The organism is Pedobacter cryophilus (genome assembly GCF_005116455.1).
GTDB lineage: Bacteria > Bacteroidota > Bacteroidia > Sphingobacteriales > Sphingobacteriaceae > Pseudopedobacter > Pseudopedobacter cryophilum.
Map to the genome: position 1 here is coordinate 222,615 of NZ_SWBP01000003.1, position 19,715 is coordinate 242,329.

The following is a 19,715-nucleotide window of genomic DNA, read 5'->3' on the forward strand; positions in this document are numbered from 1 at the left end:
CTATTCAAATAAACGATTATGTAAACTTCTTAAAGCTTCTACTTTATCATCAGATTTTACCAAAAGAGAAACGTTATAATTGCTACCCCCATAAGAAATCATCCTTAAAGGAATATGCTTTAAGGATTCAAATACCCTAGAAGCAAAACCATGAGTGTTAGCCCCAAAATCACCCACTACGCAAATAATAGATTGGTTTACATCTACCTCTACAATGCCAAAATCACTTAATTCTCTGGTAATTTCGCCTAAATATTTAGTATCATCTATAGTTACAGAAACGGCTACTTCAGAAGTGGTAATCATATCAATTGGAGTTTTGTAACGTTCAAAAACTTCAAAAACTCGGCGTAAAAAGCCATAAGCCAACAACATACGGCTACTTTGAATTTTAATAGCGGTAATGCCATCTTTAGCAGCAATAGATTTAATTTTTCCTTTTTCGCTTTCGCTGGATATTAAAGTTCCATGTGCTTTTGGGTCCATGGTGTTTAACAACCTTACTGGGATTTTATATTTCTGAGCCGGAAAAACAGATTGTGGATGCAAAATTTTAGCTCCAAAATAAGCCAATTCCGCAGCCTCATCAAAAGATAAATTAGCAATGGGCTTGGTTCCTTTTACAATTCTAGGATCGTTATTGTGCATTCCGTCAATATCTGTCCAAATTTGAACTTCTTCAGATCTGATTCCTGCACCAATTAAAGAAGCCGTATAATCACTTCCTCCTCTACGTAAATTATCAATCTCCCCAAAAGAATTTCTGCAAATAAAACCCTGTGTAATAAACAAATTGTTTTGAGGCGCAGCGTCTAACAAAGGTTGAATATGATCGGTAATGTAATCTACAATAGGCTCATTATCTTCATCAATTTTCATGAATTCTAAAGCAGGTAACAAAACTGATGATACCCCAATTTCTTTTAAGTAAACATGATATAAAGTAGTAGAAAGTAGCTCTCCTTGTGCTAAAACGACTTTTTCTTCTATTGCAGTAAATAAATCATTAGAGAAAGCAAACAATAAATCAAAGTGGTAATCTATTACTTCTTTACCTTGCTCTAAAAACTCAGGTTTGTTAAATAACTCCTGAATAAAAAGTTCATACTTATCTTTGAGGGCTTTAATTAACAGGTTGGCCTTGGGTTTATCTCCAGCTAAAAAAGCCTGAGAAATTTCCACTAAACTGTTTGTAGTACCAGAAACAGCAGATAAAACAACAATTTGTCTTTCTGTTGGGTTGATAATATCAAGGAGTTTTTTCATCCGCTCGGGACTACCTACAGAGGTACCTCCAAATTTTAAAACCTTCATTTTTGATTAGAATTTGCCTTTTTTATTAATTTTTTAAAAGTGGCTAAAAATAGAAAAAACCTTGTGATTATAGGAATGGAACACAAATTTTATTTGGAAAATGGCAATATTTATTGCCTATTTCAGATTTTAATTCTAAAAAAGTAAGGTTTGAAGTTTTATTTAGGAAAGTTTCCTAATCTACAAAAGGATATTGTGTTTATCATAATTTGACAGAACGTTTAGGTGGATTACAAATCCTTCTCATTTGTAAGTTCGAGATGCGCTTACGCTAACATTTAGAACAGTTAAGAATTAATGTTAATTAGTGGATAGGGTAGTAAAATTTTAAAAAAAATTAAATCTATCTTTAAACTTAAATTTCAAAAACATCAAAAAAACCTAAAATGAAAAACATTCTATTTGTAATTGTAGCTTTTTTATCGCTATCCGTAAATGCTCAGGATATGCAGAAATATTTAACCGATACTAGACTATTGATTAAAGAGGGAAAAAATGGAGAAGCATTAGAGCGTTGTATATGGTTTCATCATCACGCTTTAGAAAAAGAGAAAGAAATGACTGGAGTTAGGTTATCTTTTGCATTATCTGACTGGAAGAAACTAGGTGAACAATACCCTCCTGCATTAGATTCTTTAAAACAAATAAGAGATCAAAAAACAAAACGATTACTAAATGGCGAAAAGTCAACAAGCTTATTTCAAGACGTTTCGGGTATTAACAGAACTTTAGATGAAAGCGATAAAACTATCGAACTCTTTAAAACCATACAAGCCACACAACCAAAATTTGCAAAACTTTGCTGGTTATTTGTAAAAGACAAATTATTTCAAGCTAAATCATACGATATAATTAATGAATATATTGGAAACCCAGTTCGAGAATTTAGTGTAATAAAAGAACGCTATGAACTCAATATTAAAATGCGAGAAAAAATATCTGTAGGGAAAGAGCATCTAAAAGCTTACCATGAAAACAGCTTTGTAGAAAAAAGCATGGAGTTAATTGAATTTGCCGTAGCCATGAATGATTCAAAAACAGCTAAAGAAATTAAAAAGATGGCTTTAAATGTGATTGATGATTATCGTTTGAAAAATGCTTTAACTTCTAAATAATCCACATAAACAATTCATTTACTCCACTTTTATTCTTTGGCCAGCTGTTTCCTTAGCTTCGGTAATTACTTCTTTATTTGGCGCTTCCTTTTTTTGAGTTTTCTTCAATTTTGGAGCGTAAATTAAATGGGTGTAAATTGGAAAATGATCTGACCCATTATATTTCAATCTTTTCATGCTAATGAAACCAAAATCGGCAGAACAAAAAATATAGTCTAAAGGAAAGCGAATATACCAGTGATGAGCAGAAAAAGTACTGTAAAATCCTCTTCCCTTTCTAACGTCTAGCAAACCACTAGTTTTGGTTAACAATGAAGTAGTATTACTCCATGCCACATCGTTTAAATCGCCCATAACAATCGTGGGTAATTTACATTGTTTCACTTTTAATGCAATAATAGCCAATTCTTTATCTTTAGCCGTTGAGGTTAAACTTTCACCAGGTACAGGCGGCTCAGGGTGTAATCCCCATATTTGGATGATACTTTCATCATGTAATATCACTTTACAACTAACAGAAGGAATATCATGTTTTACGATATAATTAATTTCTTTATCAATTAATTTAAACTTGCTGTAAAACAACATTCCATAAGTGTTTTCTTTAGGAACTTCGATGCTATGGGGATAATTTTCTTTTAAGCTTTTTACTGCATTTTGCCATTTTTCATCAGTTTCTAAAAGAAAAACTATATCGGGATTACTGACTGAAATCTGTTGTAATAATTTATTGTAAGCAGTATTATCTTGCAAAACATTTGCACTCAATATTTTAATTTCTCTGTTAGCATTTCTTTTCTTTACTCGTTTTATTTCTTTAATACCGAAAATAGAATAGGGAATAATTTTGACCGTAAGATAAACCACACATAAGGCATTTATACAAAAAGCAAAAATGTCAATTTCATTAAATAAAGCATAATAGATAATCCAAAGAAATACTATAATTACACAGATAATAAAGTTTTGAAAACGCGAATATTCTAAAGATCTAAATATCCAGAAGTCACTTTTTACTATTGGCAATAAAACAAAAAGAATGCATAAATAAGTGAGAATAGAAAGTGCAATTAACATAAAGTAATTTAAGATATTTAACCAAGGTAGAATTTAAAAACCAAGAATTATATAATCTTAGTAGATTTTAAAGCCATTTAAAAGTTAAGAAAATTCACTAAATAGCTACTTCTGCTTAACCATTACCCCATTTAATAATAAAGTAGAACCTGCATTGGCTTCAATATTATAAACTTTTTGGCTACCTTCTGTAAATTCCTTTTGCAGCAATACTTTAAATTCTTCTAGCTTTTGGGTAGCATCGTTAATACAAAAAACTTTTTCGCCTAAAGTTATTTTTCCTATTTCTTTATGACCTAAATGAGTTAGCATAGGGTGATTTGGCGTAGCTTTTACCACCTTACTTTGTAAATAAATTTGATTGCCTTCTATCCTATCTTTAATTAAAACCAGCTGTGTAACCGCATAGTTTTTTGCTTCATGTATTTTTAATTCCTTAACTTTTACCAAAGTAGCTTCCTGAGTATTTGGATCAACAGAAATTACTTCATCTCCAGCTTTAATATCTTTCAAAAACTTAGATTCGCCATTTTTCATGCTCACTAACTGGTCTCCTGGAAAACAGATATCATTTCCATAAGTAGCATGTTCATCTTTAATTTCTTTGCCTCCGTTAATGTTCTTAAACTGCTGAAAAGAAAGCTCTCGTGATAACACATAAGAAAGTTTTAAAATAAAGTTTTGCTCTACCTTATCTACCGCATGAATGTCTTCAAAATATTTCTCCCAAACTTTACCATCAGCAGTAAAATTGGGAACTAATACCTGATAAGTTTTTGACTTTTCATTGGTATAAAAAACCATCAAACCCAATTCTTGCATCCCTTCTTTAGCAACCAGTTTATATAAGTCTATTCGCTTTTTATTGCCATCATCTCCGGTGATGAAAACTGGTTTTTTACCTTCATAACGATCTAATATATAAGTATTTTCAAATTTCACATAAGTATCATTATCCAAACTAGCTATGGTAAAGGTTTTGGCTTTTTGATATTCATCAATAGTTAAAGGTCTTGGATTAACAATTTGAGCAGCAACCCTAAAAGAGATAAATACAATGAAAATCAGACTAAAAAAACGTATCATAATAAGGGAATGATTTAAATCAATAAATTAAGAAATTTGTTTAAAAGCTTCAGCAAAAAGCTGCATTTCTGGTAAGGTTCCAATACTTACTCGGCAATAATGCTGCTTATTAAATTCCCAATTTCTAATTCCCACTCCTCTTTTTCTCATTTCAGAAACAAACTTATCACCATCCATTTTAATTGGAAACATCACAAAATTAGCAAACGAAGGAATGTAGGTATAACCCTCTTCTTTTAGGGTTTTATAAAGGAAATCTTTAGAAACTTGTGTCTTCTTTTTGGTATCGTCTAAAAACTCACGGTCTTGATGAGAAGCAATAGCTGCCATTAAAGAAGTTGCCGAAATAGACATGGCGCCATTGGTATAAGCGTCTAAAGTTTTAACCATTTCTGCTTGCGCAATGGCATAGCCAACTCTTAAGCCAGCAAAACCGTAAAGTTTAGAAAATGTACGAGCCACAATCACATTTTGACCTTTTTTAACTGCCGAAAATAAGGTAACAGATTGTGGATCATCCAAATAATCTATATAAGCTTCATCAATAAAAACAGGAACTTTTGCAGAAACTCTTTCTACAAATGCTTTCAATTTAGCAGTATCCACCACGGTGGCTGTTGGGTTATTAGGATTACAGATGTAGACCAATTTAGTATCGGTATTGATCTTTTTTTCCATCCCATCTAAATCTAATTTAAATTCGGCCGTTAACGGAACAGCAATAATTTGCGCTCCAAAACCTTCCGCTGTTGAAGGTAAATCATCGTAACTGGGGTCAGAAGTGATAATGTTACCTCCTTTTTTGGTGAAATGAATGGCTGCCGCTTTTAAAATTGGACTTGAGCCAGCATCTAACATAATTTGCTCGGGCTTAACCCCTTCAAAAACAGCAATTTTATTAACCAATTCGCCAAAGTGGGCAAATGGGTATTGGTAGCTTTTATCAACAGCATCAAGAATGGCTTTTTTGGCTTTCGCCGAAGGTCCAAATGGGTTTTCATTGGCTAACAAACGGGCTTTAATTTCATTAGGAAAAGCCTGCGCTGCCGATTGATCGGATTCAAAAAATACTCGCTTTACCGAAGATTTAATTGCCTTAGTTTTAGCAATTGCCGAAGTAAATGTTCCACTAAAAAAAGTGATTCCTGCTGCCATAAACGCACTAGATCTAATCCAGCTACGTCTGTTCATAGAATTTGCCATATTTTATTTTTTAAAAACCTTTATTTATAATTAAATAACCTAACCCTTTCAAACTATTTATCAACTTTTTTATATTCTCCCCGCTGCTCGCTCAACCTATTATTTACTTCTGTAACCACACTCCTAGCCGATTCAAATGCACCAGCCATCCAAGCGTTTAAATAAGTCATGTGTTCGCCAGCAAAATAAACCTGCTTATCTGGTTTTAATAATGCTTTATACATACTTTCTCTTGTTTCTGAGGTGTATAAAGCCCATCCGCCTAAACTACAAGGCGTTTTATGCCAGCTTACCGAAAAAGATTTTTCAAACTCTTTAAGATATTGAGGATGAATTAAAGCTCCTTTTTCTAAAGCCAATTTTTCACGATCTATTAAAGAAAGATTACCTGTTTTTATCGCCTTATCATTAAAATTATAATAACCTAACAACACCCCTTTATTAGACTGATAATCATTAGAAGGATAAAATATTTGAGTTAAATCATTATTAGTATGAGTAATACCACCATAAATTTGTTCGTCTTCTTCCCAAAAGCGGCGTTTAAATTGCAAGCCTATTTTTCCGGTGGCTATGTAAGATGCATAATCTATTGCCCTACTTACATCAGAAGAAAAATTATGGTTTAAATTGCTCAATACCGTTAAGGGGATGGTGCAAATACAAATATCTGCTGATGCTTCTTGTTTTCCTGTTGTATCTGTATAACTTACTTTTACACCTGCGTCTGTATTGATAATTGAGGTCACTTCTGCTCCTTTTTTGATGAGCGTACCTACCTTTTTCTCTAATGCGGTTGCAATTTTATCCATACCTCCTACCGCCTGAAACATGGTCATTTGCAGTTCATAAGTATATTCGGCCACGTTATAAAAATCAGGGTCGGTTAAACCGGAAGAAATTAAATCGGCCAAACGATGAGCTTCGGCAACTTTACCAGCTTGATTGCCGGTAGATGGGGCAACCGTATATCCTCTTCTTGCTGACGCTTTATATAGGTTATCAATATCCAAACCTCCTTCGGCTCGTAAATATTCTAACACTTTCTCAATATCATCTTTACTTAAAGCCAAATCAAGCTTATCCTGACTGATAGATTTATGCAGCAATTCGCTCATATAACCTCTCATATCATTATGCACTTCCCTCACTTTTATTTTTTGATTAGAAAGCGGTCCTTTTCCTTCACTAAAATAATAGGCACCTTCATTCACATTATTATAAATTTGAAGTGGGACACCCAATTCTTTACAATAATGTAATGTTAATTCATGATGATGTGGAATACGACTTGGCCCAGCGTTAAAATACTGTCCGTCGTCTAATTGAGCTGTTTGTTTTGGTAAACCTGTTTCTGTATTGTGACTCCCTTTTCTCACGCTCCAACATCTGCCGCCCACACGGTCTCTGGCTTCTAAAATGGTACAGCTATAACCTAACTTTGTTAATTCGTAGGCAGTAGTCATGCCGCATAAGCCACCGCCTAAAATGAGTACTTTTTTACCTTTGCCATCTCCTTGAGGGTTAAAAGCATAAGATGGAGCCGCTTTTAACATTCCCAATGCGAGTAAAGCTGGGTAAGCTCCACCAGCAAGCAAGCTGCTTTTGGTTAAAAAATCTCTTCTACTTAAAGATTTCAAATTTTATTGACTTAATAAGAAAATAAATATATGATTTTTTAACTTTTATTTAAAAAATACTAATGAAATTGTTACCTATTTAGCTAAAATTGTAAATTAGTGAAATAAAAAAGCCCTAATCCTTATCAATTACTTAAGTATTTGGTTTTTTAAGGGAAAGAAAAGGTTTAATCTTGAAAACTCATTCTTTATTTGGTAAACTGAACCGAGCTATCATTAATTTCAAAAGGATGCTGTTGCAACAATTTATAAGTTTCGGCACCTGCTAAAAGTACCGGACCGTAACCATGAGCTGCAAAAACATTTACAGGGCGGTAATAATAAAAAGCAGGGTCAAAAGCCATTCCAGTACCTACGCAAGTTCCTTCTACTTGGCCAGAAGAGGTTACTTTTTTACTTACTGCATTCCACGCCAATAATGCCACCGGACCGTAAGCTTTGCTGTTTAACCAACCTTCATTTATGCCTTTAGCAATACAATAAGCATAAATTGCAGTAGCAGATGTTTCTAAATAGCTATCATTTCTATCTACTAACTGATGCCAAAAACCTGTACCATCTTGGTAATTAGCCAAGCCTTTTACATGAGCTTTATACATTTCCATAATTAAAGCCCTACCTAGGTGATTTTTTGGTAAAGCCTCTAAAAGCTCTACTTTTGTCATTAAACCCCAACCGTTTGCCCTAGCCCAATGAAATTGTGGATGAGGATCCATTCCTTCTACCCAACCATGCATATACAAGCCTTTTTCTTTATTAAACATTCTTTGAGAGAACAGTTGATACTGTTTTACAGCTTCATCAAAATATTTATTATCACCCGTTAACACGCCCATCTGAACAATAGCCGGCAAACTCATATATAAATCATCAAGCCATAGTGTATTGGGTTGTGGCCTGTTGCGGGCTAATGTTCCATCGCTCAACCTAAATTCTTTAGTGAGTATATAATTCAAATAATTGTTGATAATAGGTTTTAAGTCTGCTTTTACTTGATTTGTTCTTTGCGCTTTAATCATTACCGCAGCCATAGAACCTGCATCATCTAAGGCTTGTGGCTCTAAAACCGATTTTACAGGTGTTACTGCTTTTGGATTTTTCTTAAGGTATTCTTTATAATTGACAACCACATCTGAAATAAAATCAAGTCGTTTGGTGGTATAATCAATATATTTTTGATCAGCCATTATAGTACCAGCAGCTAACATTCCGGTGTAAACCACACCCCACTCATAGCTAATCAATCTAAAATCACCTTTTTGAAAAATACTGTTACCATTAGCTTCGTTTAATTTGCTTATGATTTTGCCAGAGCTTTGGTCTATCAAATTTACGGGCGTTCCTTTATCTAAATAATTAAAAACTCTATCCAACACTAGTTTAATATCAGCGGGTTTAGTTTCTCCGTAAGGTGTAATATAGGCTGGTTTTAAAAGATGTAAAGGTGTAGTTACATCATTGCCAACAATAGTAGTATATTGAGAAAAAGCGGGTAAAGAGAGAAATAATGAACCAAATAGGCACAAAAATTTAATTTTCATATTGTAATAACATTTAAAGTTAAAAGCTAAATTCTCATTCAATAATTGAATTCAAAACAGCTAAAATAAAATAACAAGGATTTTTAGTTCACTTATAATTAGGTAATCTAAAATTAGCAGAAGTTAATATAAAGTCTATCCTGTTTTATCCTGTACAAATTTTTTAATTGCTTTTTGGATAATTGGCTTAAATTAATTCTTAATATGAATACTTTAAGCTTATCTGCTTTGCTTTTTGTCTTTAAGTATTAACTTTGATGACAAGAAACCACCTAAATATGCAAGAATTAGAAAAAGCTACAGCTGATAAAATTAACCAATGGCTTACCGGTAATTACGATAGCCAAACAAAAAAAGAAATTCAAGATTTAATAGATAATAAGGCTTACACCGATCTTACAGATTCATTTTACAGAGATTTAGAATTTGGAACTGGCGGTTTACGTGGCATTATGGGTGCGGGCTCTAATCGTGTAAATAAATATACTATAGGAGCAGCAACACAAGGTTTAAGTAATTACCTAAAAAACAAATATCCTGGCGAAGTAATAAAAGTAGCTATTGCACATGATAGTCGTAATAATTCTGATGTTTTAGGCAAAATCACAGCAGATGTATTTTCTGCAAATGATATTCATGTCTACTTTTTTAAGGCTTTACGCCCCACGCCAGAATTATCTTTTGCGGTACGTGAATTAGGCTGTAAAAGTGGAGTAATGTTAACAGCTTCTCATAACCCAAAAGAATATAATGGATACAAAGCTTATGGAGCAGATGGTGGGCAGTTTGTTGCGCCAGATGATAAATTAGTGATGAATGAAGTGGCTAAAATTGCTAGTGTAGATGATATTAATTTTACTGCAAAGCCAGAAAATATCACCTATATAGGCGAAGAAATTGATGAAGATTATTTAAATAAAATCACTTCTCTTTCTGTTTCTCCTGATGCCATAAAAAGACAAAAAGATTTAAAAATTGTGTTCTCTCCTATTCATGGTACCGGAATTACTTTGGTTCCTCAAGCTTTAAAGCGTTTTGGTTTTGAAAACGTAATTTTAGTAGAAGAACAATCTACGCCTGATGGCAACTTTCCTACTGTAATTTATCCAAATCCAGAAGAAAAAGAAGCTTTAACGCTTGCGCTGAAAAAAGCAAGAGAAACTGATGCAGATTTAGTTTTAGCTACCGACCCAGATGCTGACCGTGTGGGTATTGCCGTAAAAAATCATAAAGGAGAGTTTGAATTATTAAATGGTAACCAAACAGGTTCACTTTTGGTGAATTACATGTTAGAAGCTTGGGAAAAAGAAGGAAAATTTACAGGTAAAGAATATGTAATTAAAACCATTGTAACTTCTTATTTGATTGATAAAATTGCCGCCTCTAAAAATGTAACCTGCTATAATACCTTAACAGGATTTAAATTTATTGGTCAGATAATGACCGAAAAACAAGGTAAAGAAACCTTTATTGTAGGTGGCGAAGAAAGTTACGGTTATTTGGTTGGTGAATTTGTAAGAGATAAGGACGCCGTAATTTCTTGTGCTTTTATTGCCGAAATGACTGCTTTTTACAAAGACAAAGGAAGTAGTTTGTATGATGCCATGATTGACATGTATTTGAAATATGGTTTCTATAAAGAAAAATTAGTTTCTATTACCAAAAAAGGAAAAGCAGGCGCCGAGGAAATTGTTGCAATGATGGAAAGGTTTAGAAACAATCCACCAGCAATTTTAGGGGGTTCTAAAGTGGTCACTTTAAAAGATTATACACTAAGAAAAGAAACTGATTTACTTACCGGAACATCTTCTGAATTGGCTTTCCCAAAATCTGATGTTTTGCAATTTATCACAGAAGATGGTTGCATTATTTCTGCTCGTCCGTCTGGTACTGAGCCTAAAATTAAATTTTATTGCAGTGTAAATAAACCTTTAGCTTCTAAAGCTGATTTTGATAAAGTGAATGATGAGCTAGAGCAAAAGGTAGATCAAATAATGAGCGATTTAGCTGTTTAAGAAAACAAATATTTAAATTTAAGCTGTTGAGAAATGAGTCTCAACAGCTTTTTTTGTTTTATGAAAGATCATTTTAAAATGATGTATTTCAATTTACTAATTTGTAAATTTGGTTATGACAACAATTACGGTAGAAGTTGATAAAGAAAAAGACCTTCCGGCTTTAAAAGCTTTATTTAGTAGATTGGGATTAAAATATAAAATTGAAGAAAATGAATGGATAGGCTTGTCGGAAGCTGAAATTACTGGAATTGAGGCAGGTTTAAAAGATGTTGAAGCCAGAAGAGTATATTCACATGCAGATGTATCAAAAATCATTAATGAAAAAATAAATAGATTAGGTACTAAAAATGAAGGTTAAATCAATAATTTGGACACAAAGAGCTTTGTCTGAATATGATTTATTGGTAGAATATTTATTTGATGAATGGGGAGAAAAAATTACTATTGAAATATCTCAGTCAATTGATAAATATTTAATTCGGATAGAGAATTCCCCAAAACAATTTCCAATAATAAACAGAGAAAAGATAATAAGGAAATGTGTGATTTCTAAACAAACCTCTTTGTTTTTCATGGTATTAGAAAATCGTATTGTCATTCTATCTTTATTTGATAATAGGCAAAACCCTAAAAATCTAAATCTTTAAGCAATTGAAGTCCCATTTTATAAATCTCTTTAACTATGAAGCTTGGGCAAACCAACAAATTTGGACTTCTATTGAAGAGAAACCTTTGCTTAATCCAAAAATAGAATTACTCTTTTCTCATTTATTAACCGCTCAAAAGGTTTGGTTAAACCGATGTTTAAATCTACAGGCAGATATAAATATTTGGGAAGTACAACCCAATTTAAATGAAATGAAGCTTCAAAATAAATCAAATTGGACTAACTATATACTACAATTAGAGGATATTGATTTTGATAAAATGATATCCTATAAAAACTCTAAAGGAGATTCTTTTAAAACCTCTTTAAGAGATATTTTAACACATTTGGTAAATCATGGCACTTACCATAGAGGGCAAATAGTGCAACTCCTAAAAGAAGAAAGAACACAATTACCCGTTACAGATTATATCTTTTGGGTGAGATAATTTTGTTTTCTTTGTAAATCTTTTTAAATATTATCTCAAAATGATTCTTAAAATATCGAATTGCTTCTACGCATTAGTCTTCTTATTATTTGCTTTATCAGGATGCCAAAATCAAAAGGCCGAGCAACAAAAACTTCAAAAAGAAGTGATTGATCAGCATGATGTTTTAATGGGTCGGATGGATTTACTCCAAGAAAATAAATCGGCTTTAAGCCTGATAGAAAACAAATTAGATAGTCTAAAAAAAGTAAAGCCAGATTTAGATACTGTTCAGCTAAAAACAGAAATGATCGATTTAAAAATAAAATTAACCAATGCTGATGAGGCCATGATGAAATGGATGAATAATTTTAATACTGATTACACTGGTAAAAACCATGATGAGGTGATGAGTTATTTAAAAGATCAGAAAATAAAAATTGATTCGGTTAAAACATTATTTGATCAATCTCTTTCTAAAAGTGGAGCTATCATTCAAAAATATAAATAACATGAAATATAATATTAAAAGCTGTATTCCTATTTTTTTTGTATTCATCATTTCTGCTTGTAATAACGAGACTAAAAAGCTGCCAATACTTGGTCAGAGAGAACCTATTGAAAAAATAGTTAATGGTAAAACTGTGGTAGATACTATTTATCAAACTATTCCCAATTTTAGTTTTATGAATCAGGATAGTATCATCATCAATAATGATTCATTAAGCAAAAGCATTTACGTTGCCGATTTCTTTTTTACATCCTGCCCTTCCATTTGCCCAATCATGAGCAAAAACATGTTATCTATATATAATAAATTCAAGGGAAATGAAGAGGTTAAATTTTTATCGCACACCATAGACCCAAAGCATGATACCATTCCTGTTTTAAAAAAATACGCTACAAAACTAGGGGTAAGTTCAAAACAATGGCATTTTTTACTAGGCGATAAAGACACGGTATATCAATTAGCTAAAACCGGGTACATGTCTTTTACTGCCGAGGATAATAAAGCGCCAGGAGGCATCACTCATTCGGGTTATTTTTTATTAATTGATAAAGAAAAAAGAATTAGAGGCGCCTATGACGGGACTGATGAAACCCAAGTAAAACAGCTAATGGAAGATATGGATGTACTTTTAAATGAGTACAAAACTAAGAATTGATGCGTAACTATATTGTGTATTCTTTCTTTATTTTGTGTTCTGTAGCTGCTTTTATGAGCGCTTGTGTTAACGCCGAAAGTGTAAAATACCAACGTTATTATGCAGATGGCTCGCAGGTTTATAAAGTACATTGCCAAAATTGCCACATGGCTGATGGTAAAGGTTTAGCTCAATTGATTCCACCTTTAAATGATAGTACATTTTTAAGAACAAACCGAGCAAAACTGGCTTGTTATATTGTTTACGGTTTAAATGATTCTATTAAAATTAACGGAATAGATTATCAATTTGCTATGCCTGCCGAAAAGCATTTGGCGCCAATAGATTTAGCTAAAGTGTTAACTTATATCACAAATTCATTCGGAAATAAGCAAGGTATTTTTGATGTTAAGGAAGTAGATCAGAATTTAAATAACTGTCAATAATTTTATCCTTAACTTTGCAAAGCAAATTGCTCTATCGCTGTTCCGCTATTAGCGGGATGGAGGAAAGTCCGGGCAACATAGAGCATCCTGCTTCCTAACGGGAAGGCGCCCTTGTAATAAAGGCGACAGAAAGTGCTACAGAAAACAAACCGCTTTAAGTCTTTGGGCTTTTAGTAAGGGTGAAAACGTGAGGTAAGAGCTCACGACTTTGCATGGCGACATGTATCGTGGTAAACCTCAGGAGTTGAAAGGTCAAATAAGTTTTGAAAGAGTTGCTCGCTCTGTGATGTGAAAGCATTGTCAAAATGGGTAGACCGATAGACCATAATAGCAATATTATGGCAAGATAAATGGTAGAGACATCTTGAATTGTTTCAGGATGACAGAACCCGGCTTACAAATTTGCATTATTACAAGCATTTTGAAGTCCTGCAACAATTTGCAGGACTTTTTTTGTTTAAAATATTGTATAAATTTGTATACACTTTACCCCAAACCTTAAGAATTTAATTATGGCCAAAATTTTAATCATTGATGATGAAAGAGCAATTAGAAGCACTTTAAGAGAAATACTAGAATATGAAGATTTTAAAGTAGACGATATCGATAATGGCATTGATGGTCTGGAGTTAATCAAGAAAAATGATTATGATCTTGTGCTATGCGATATTAAAATGAACCGCATGGATGGTATGGAAGTACTAAGCAGCGGCTTAAATTTAAAGCCAGACCTCCCATTCATCATGATATCTGGACATGGTACTGTAGAAACTGCTGTAGAAGCTTCAAAAAAAGGTGCTTTCGATTTTATATCAAAACCACCAGATTTAAACAGACTTTTAATTACAGTTAGAAATGCTTTAGACAGAGGTAATTTAGTTACCGAAACTAAAGTGCTGAAGCAAAAAGTTAATAAAACAAAAACGAGAGAAATTTTAGGAAATTCTCCTTCTATTGCTAAAATTAAAGAAACTATTGAAAGAGTTGCTCCTACAGATGCCCGCGTTTTAATTACAGGTGCAAATGGAAGCGGTAAAGAATTGGTTGCAAGGTGGTTACATGAAAAATCTAATCGTTCTAACGGACCTTTAATTGAAGTAAATTGTGCCGCTATCCCATCAGAACTGATAGAATCAGAACTTTTTGGTCATGAGAAAGGATCATTTACTTCGGCAATTAAGCAAAGAATAGGAAAATTTGAACAAGCAAACGGCGGTACTATTTTTTTAGATGAAATTGGCGACATGAGCCAATCTGCACAAGCAAAAGTATTAAGAGCCCTGCAAGAAAATAAAATTACCAGAGTAGGTGGCGAAAAAGAAATTGATGTAAATGTGCGAGTAATTGCAGCTACTAATAAAGATCTTTTAAAAGAAATTGAGGCTGGTAATTTCCGTTTAGATTTATATCACCGTTTAAATGTAATTCATATACATGTTTCTCCTTTAACAGAAAGAAGAGATGATATTAGCTTATTATCTCAAAATTTTTGTGAAGAAATTTGTAATGATTATGGTATTCCGATTAAAAAAATAAATAGTGATGCCCAAGAAGCATTAAAAGCTTTACCGTGGACAGGTAATATCAGAGAATTAAGAAATGTAATTGAGCGATTGATTATTTTGAGTGATAAAACCATTACCGCTGATGACGTAAAATCATTTGCAAATCCTATGGGTAGTATTTACGAACCTCAAAACAACAACAGCACCACATCAAGTGGTTTTGATTACGATTCATTTACTAATTTTCAGGATTATAAAGACCATGCAGAAATGGAATTTATCAAATATAAACTCGAAAAAAACAATTGGAATGTTTCTAAAACTGCCGAAGATATAGACATTCAAAGAAGTCATTTATATAGTAAAATTGAAAAATTTGGTTTAAAAAGAGAATAATATTCTTCTCGTTTTCCTTTATAAAAAAATGCAAGCTGTTTATCAGTTTGCATTTTTTTTGAATAGATATTCTTCTAATCTTAATTCTATTAATTTTTACACTTATTATTCTGAAGAAAAACGTTATACGTTAACGATGGTAGCGGCATCCTTTTTGGCTTTTTTCGGCAAAAAAAATACCTTGCCTGCGGCAGGCAGGTAGCGGACAGCGTGTTATCCAGATAGCTATCGGGACGCCCAAATTATTATACTACTCATTATTAATCATCAAAACATGTTTCTAAATAACCTTTTTAAATATATGTACTCTTAAAAATTACTCTTAAGTAAAAGGTTAAAAAATGATGAATGATTCAAAAAAATACTCAAAAAAAATAGCCTTAATAATCTATCTTTGCAGATCAAATGAAGCATATACGTAACTTTTGCATTATTGCACACATAGATCACGGTAAGAGCACTCTTGCAGATCGATTATTAGAATTCACCAATACCATTACTCAGCGTGAGTCTCAAGCTCAATTACTGGATAATATGGATTTGGAAAGAGAACGTGGCATCACTATTAAAAGTCATGCTATACAAATGAACTATATTCATGAAGGGCAAGAATATACGCTTAACCTTATTGATACTCCAGGCCACGTAGATTTTTCATACGAAGTTTCTAGATCTATAGCTGCTTGCGAAGGCGCATTGTTAATTGTTGATGCTTCACAAGGAATTCAAGCTCAAACTATTTCTAATCTATATTTAGCTTTAGAGCAAGATTTACATATCATTCCGGTATTAAACAAAATGGATTTACCTGGTGCAATGCCAGAAGAAGTAAAAGACCAAATTGTTGATTTAATTGGCGGAAAAAGAGAAGATATTATTCCAGCATCTGGCAAAACGGGTTTAGGCATTCAAGATATTTTAACAGCCGTAATTAATAGAGTTCCTCCTCCGGTTGGAGATCCTGACGCCCCGCTTCAAGCCTTAATATTTGATTCTGTTTTTAATTCCTTTAGAGGGATTATAGCCTATTTTAAAGTTGTTAATGGTGAAATTAGAAAAAACGACAGAGTAAAATTTGTGGCCACAGGCAAAGAATACATTGCAGATGAGGTTGGTATTTTAAAATTAAATCCATCACCAAGAGATGTAGTTAAAACCGGAGATGTTGGTTATATTATTTCGGGAATTAAAGAAGCCAGAGAAGTTAAAGTTGGAGATACTATTGTATTAAAAGATCGTCAAGCTCCCGGGATTCAAGGTTTTGAAGAAGTAAAACCCATGGTATTTGCCGGAATTTATCCTGTAGATACAGATGAGTTTGAAGAGCTACGTGAAGCCATGCATAAGCTGCAATTGAATGACGCTTCTTTAGTTTTTGAACCAGAATCATCAGCTGCTTTAGGTTTTGGTTTTCGTTGTGGTTTCTTAGGAATGCTGCACATGGAAATCATTCAGGAGCGTTTAGAAAGAGAATTTGATATGACAGTAATTACTACTGTTCCTAACGTTTCTTACATTGCACATACCACAAAAGGCGATCCTTTCGTAATCAATAATCCTTCGGAATTACCTGATCCCTCAAAATTAGAATTTGTAGAAGAACCTTTTATCAAAGCAAATATCATTACCAAGGCTGAGTTTGTAGGTCCGGTAATGTCATTGTGTATTCAAAAAAGGGGGATGATTATGAATCAGCATTATTTAACTGCTGATAGAGTAGAGTTGGTTTTTGAAATGCCGATGGGTGAAATTGTATTTGATTTCTACGATAGATTAAAAACCATATCTAAAGGTTATGCCTCTTTTGATTATCATCAAATAGGATACAAACAATCTGATTTGGTGAAATTAGATATTATGCTTAACGGTGAACATGTTGACGCACTTTCTTCTTTAATTCATAGAAGTAATTCTTATGATTTTGGTAAGCGTATTTGCGAGAAATTAAGAGAATTAATTCCTCGTCAGCAATTTGATATTGCTATTCAGGCATCTATTGGAGCTAAAATTATTGCTCGTGAAAACGTAAAAGCTTTAAGAAAAGATGTTACTGCAAAATGTTATGGTGGTGATATTTCTCGTAAACGTAAATTATTGGAAAAACAAAAGAAAGGTAAAAAACGTATGCGTCAGGTAGGAAACGTAGAAATACCACAATCTGCATTTATGGCTGTTTTAAAATTAGATTAAGTTTTTGTAATTAATAAATTACATGATAATAATTTAATAAAAAAACAAAGCACTCGTATTTTAATTTATCTAGAAGCATCATTTAAATGATGCTTTTTTTTTGTAAATACTCATAAATTTCAGTTACAAAAAATCATTTTATTTTCTTTTGTAAATAATGATTTTTGTCAAAAAGTATTTTAATTAATATTTAGTATTTATAATGATATATTTGAACCTATTATAAATCATAGTTATGCTTTCTTTTCAGCGTTTTTATTCTTTTGCAGCGCTTATCATTTTTATTGTTATAATTATATTATTTTATTTTCCAAATAATAGCCCACAACCTCAATTCATAAAATTATCTAAAAATAGTGAAGCTAGAATCTCTGATTTTCTTTCAAAAAGAATATCCTATTCAAGTACAGATCCTATTCAGATTTATAGATTAAAACTTCCGCAAGATGTTAAGCAAAAAAGAAATGTTTTAGAGATTGATGAAGTAAATATACATGAAGTAGCTATTTTTTACAGATTAAATGGCAAACTTGAAACAAAGGATTGGTTAAAATGCGAACCAGATGAAAATTTAAGTTTAAACTCTAATCCTTATTTTATTTTTGAAAATAAAATTCCAACCACCATTTTAATGGTTTCCACAGGTGCTTCTTACACCAATATCCCGATAAAACTTTACGATTTTAATAACTTCTTTAAGAAGAAAAACAATCAGGAAATGGTGAAAATCATTAACATCATTGTTTTATTTTCATTTTTAATAGTATCGGTATTTGTTTATTTCAGACTGCGAAGTGTTTTTTCATTGTTTTATATTTACTATGCCATACTTAGCTTAGGAACATCTTTATTATACAACGGATTTTTAAATAATTTTTGGTTAGTAAATCAAGCTTATTTTGCAGATCATTCGGTTGGATTAATGCTTTCTTTACATATTCTATCCATGTCTGTTTTTCTTTTACATTTAATTAAGAGGTCTCAGATTTATAAATTCTATTTATGGATATCTTATATATTGATAGTTATTTCAGCAGCTTTTTTTATTACGTGTTTCTTTCTAAATAGCTATTACACCATCAAATATTTAATATTTTTATGTTTAGTTGTTTGTTTAGTTTTTCTTTTTTTATATCCTAAAATCTTCACTCAGTATCAAACTAAATATGCTTATTGGCTTAATTATCTTTCCATTTTATTGTTTACAACCTTATTTAGCATATTAACTCTAAAATATACCAACATTATAATTCCAGATTTTTTTATTCATGTAGTTGTTAAAACACTTTTTGTAGGTCATATTATTTGTTTATTTACCGCATTTATATTGATGAATAAAAACAAACTGCTCACCTCCTACCTTTATAATAATTTATTGCTGAATGAAAATGACAAGGAAATAGTAGATAGAAATCCTGAATTATTGGCTTCTTTAACTGAACGAGAATATACCGTTTTAGAATTAATAGCTAAAGGTTTTAAAGATCAAGAAATTGCCGAACAGCTTTTTGTTTCTGTTTCTACAGTAAAAAGCCATAAGCAAAAAATATACAAGAAATTAGAAATCAGCAATAAATCTCAGGCCACTCAGATCTACTTTAATTTCAATATAAAAGCAATGGATTTTTTAAATAATTAAAAATTATTGTTAATCTTTTTATCAGATGCTTTTATAAATTAAATAAGCGCATTAACAATTGAAGCGATATACTTTTTGATATTTTCACTAAAAATATTTAGCCCCCGCCTAAATGGTACCAACAAGGAAAGCATATTAAAATATCCAAATCACCATTAATTATTTCGCTAATCCAACATGTATTTTAAAATTTAGCGTACATGTTATTTGGAACAATTAATGGCACTTATTCTATTAAAATTTTTAGTTTTGCAGGAGCTGATCAGAATCTAATGCTTTAGATTTGAGTAAAAAATAGATTAGCAATCATAAAATTATTATCAAAT

Annotated in this window: 17 protein-coding genes and 1 other RNA gene; 12 read left to right on the plus strand and 6 right to left on the minus strand. The window is 32.1% G+C overall.

Annotated elements, in window-relative coordinates; all coding sequences use genetic code 11:
• Positions 1-1,314, minus strand: coding sequence for an aspartate kinase (locus FA046_RS10030; protein ID WP_136826272.1), 1,314 nt, complete (start codon positions 1,312-1,314; stop codon positions 1-3).
• 386 nt (positions 1,315-1,700) lie between these two features.
• On the opposite strand from FA046_RS10030, the gene FA046_RS10035 reads away from it, so the two are divergent.
• Positions 1,701-2,429: a hypothetical protein gene (locus tag FA046_RS10035; protein WP_136826273.1), complete on the plus strand. Its 729-nt coding sequence runs from the start codon at positions 1,701-1,703 to the stop codon at positions 2,427-2,429.
• Between the two features lie 18 nt (positions 2,430-2,447).
• Here FA046_RS10035 and FA046_RS10040 read toward each other — a convergent pair whose 3' ends face one another.
• From FA046_RS10040 to FA046_RS10060, 5 genes are all read right to left on the minus strand, one after another.
• Positions 2,448-3,506, minus strand: coding sequence for an endonuclease/exonuclease/phosphatase family protein (locus FA046_RS10040; protein ID WP_136826274.1), 1,059 nt, complete (start codon positions 3,504-3,506; stop codon positions 2,448-2,450).
• A 105-nt stretch (positions 3,507-3,611) separates the two neighbouring features.
• A complete protein-coding gene (locus FA046_RS10045) occupies positions 3,612-4,592 on the minus strand; it encodes a Hint domain-containing protein (protein WP_136826275.1) in 981 nt (326 codons plus the stop codon).
• Between the two features lie 27 nt (positions 4,593-4,619).
• Positions 4,620-5,795 carry a pyridoxal phosphate-dependent aminotransferase gene (locus FA046_RS10050; protein ID WP_136826276.1) on the minus strand — a complete coding sequence of 392 codons (1,176 nt, stop codon included), beginning with the start codon at positions 5,793-5,795 and terminating at the stop codon, positions 4,620-4,622.
• A gap of 53 nt (positions 5,796-5,848) precedes the next feature.
• Complete coding sequence (locus FA046_RS10055; protein WP_205943633.1) at positions 5,849-7,435, minus strand: flavin monoamine oxidase family protein; 1,587 nt, start codon at positions 7,433-7,435, stop codon at positions 5,849-5,851.
• A gap of 188 nt (positions 7,436-7,623) precedes the next feature.
• Positions 7,624-8,976, minus strand: coding sequence for a glycoside hydrolase family 88/105 protein (locus FA046_RS10060; protein ID WP_136826277.1), 1,353 nt, complete (start codon positions 8,974-8,976; stop codon positions 7,624-7,626).
• Positions 8,977-9,254: 278 nt separating this feature from the next.
• Here FA046_RS10060 and FA046_RS10065 point away from each other — a divergent pair, with 278 nt between their 5' ends.
• The 11 genes from FA046_RS10065 to FA046_RS10115 all read left to right on the plus strand — a co-directional run bounded on the left by FA046_RS10065 (position 9,255) and on the right by FA046_RS10115 (position 19,389).
• On the plus strand, positions 9,255-10,991 hold the full coding sequence (locus FA046_RS10065; protein WP_136826608.1) for a phospho-sugar mutase: 1,737 nt from the start codon (positions 9,255-9,257) through the stop codon (positions 10,989-10,991).
• A 115-nt stretch (positions 10,992-11,106) separates the two neighbouring features.
• Entirely contained in the window at positions 11,107-11,352 is a 246-nt protein-coding gene (locus FA046_RS10070) for a hypothetical protein (protein ID WP_136826278.1), read from the plus strand.
• A complete protein-coding gene (locus FA046_RS10075) occupies positions 11,342-11,641 on the plus strand; it encodes a type II toxin-antitoxin system RelE/ParE family toxin (RefSeq protein ID WP_136826279.1) in 300 nt (99 codons plus the stop codon). The genes FA046_RS10070 and FA046_RS10075 overlap by 11 nt, the downstream gene beginning before the upstream one ends.
• A 4-nt stretch (positions 11,642-11,645) precedes the next feature.
• Entirely contained in the window at positions 11,646-12,089 is a 444-nt protein-coding gene (locus FA046_RS10080; protein WP_169303349.1) for a DinB family protein, read from the plus strand.
• A 40-nt stretch (positions 12,090-12,129) separates the two neighbouring features.
• The gene (locus FA046_RS10085; RefSeq protein ID WP_136826281.1) at positions 12,130-12,579 is read left to right on the plus strand and encodes a hypothetical protein; all 450 of its coding nucleotides are present in this window, start codon (positions 12,130-12,132) and stop codon (positions 12,577-12,579) included.
• Between the two features lies 1 nt (position 12,580).
• Positions 12,581-13,234: an SCO family protein gene (locus FA046_RS10090; protein WP_136826282.1), complete on the plus strand. Its 654-nt coding sequence runs from the start codon at positions 12,581-12,583 to the stop codon at positions 13,232-13,234.
• The gene (locus FA046_RS10095; RefSeq protein WP_136826283.1) at positions 13,234-13,659 is read left to right on the plus strand and encodes a c-type cytochrome; all 426 of its coding nucleotides are present in this window, start codon (positions 13,234-13,236) and stop codon (positions 13,657-13,659) included. The genes FA046_RS10090 and FA046_RS10095 overlap by 1 nt, the downstream gene beginning before the upstream one ends.
• An 18-nt stretch (positions 13,660-13,677) precedes the next feature.
• Positions 13,678-14,072: RNase P RNA component class A (rnpB, locus tag FA046_RS10100), an RNA gene on the plus strand.
• A 99-nt stretch (positions 14,073-14,171) separates the two neighbouring features.
• A complete protein-coding gene (locus tag FA046_RS10105) occupies positions 14,172-15,560 on the plus strand; it encodes a sigma-54-dependent transcriptional regulator (RefSeq protein ID WP_136826284.1) in 1,389 nt (462 codons plus the stop codon).
• Between the two features lie 405 nt (positions 15,561-15,965).
• Positions 15,966-17,750, plus strand: a complete 1,785-nt coding sequence (lepA, locus tag FA046_RS10110; RefSeq protein WP_136826285.1) for a translation elongation factor 4 — start codon at positions 15,966-15,968, stop codon at positions 17,748-17,750.
• Positions 17,751-17,985: 235 nt separating this feature from the next.
• Entirely contained in the window at positions 17,986-19,389 is a 1,404-nt protein-coding gene (locus FA046_RS10115) for a LuxR C-terminal-related transcriptional regulator (RefSeq protein ID WP_136826286.1), read from the plus strand.
• Positions 19,390-19,715: the final 326 nt, after the last annotated feature.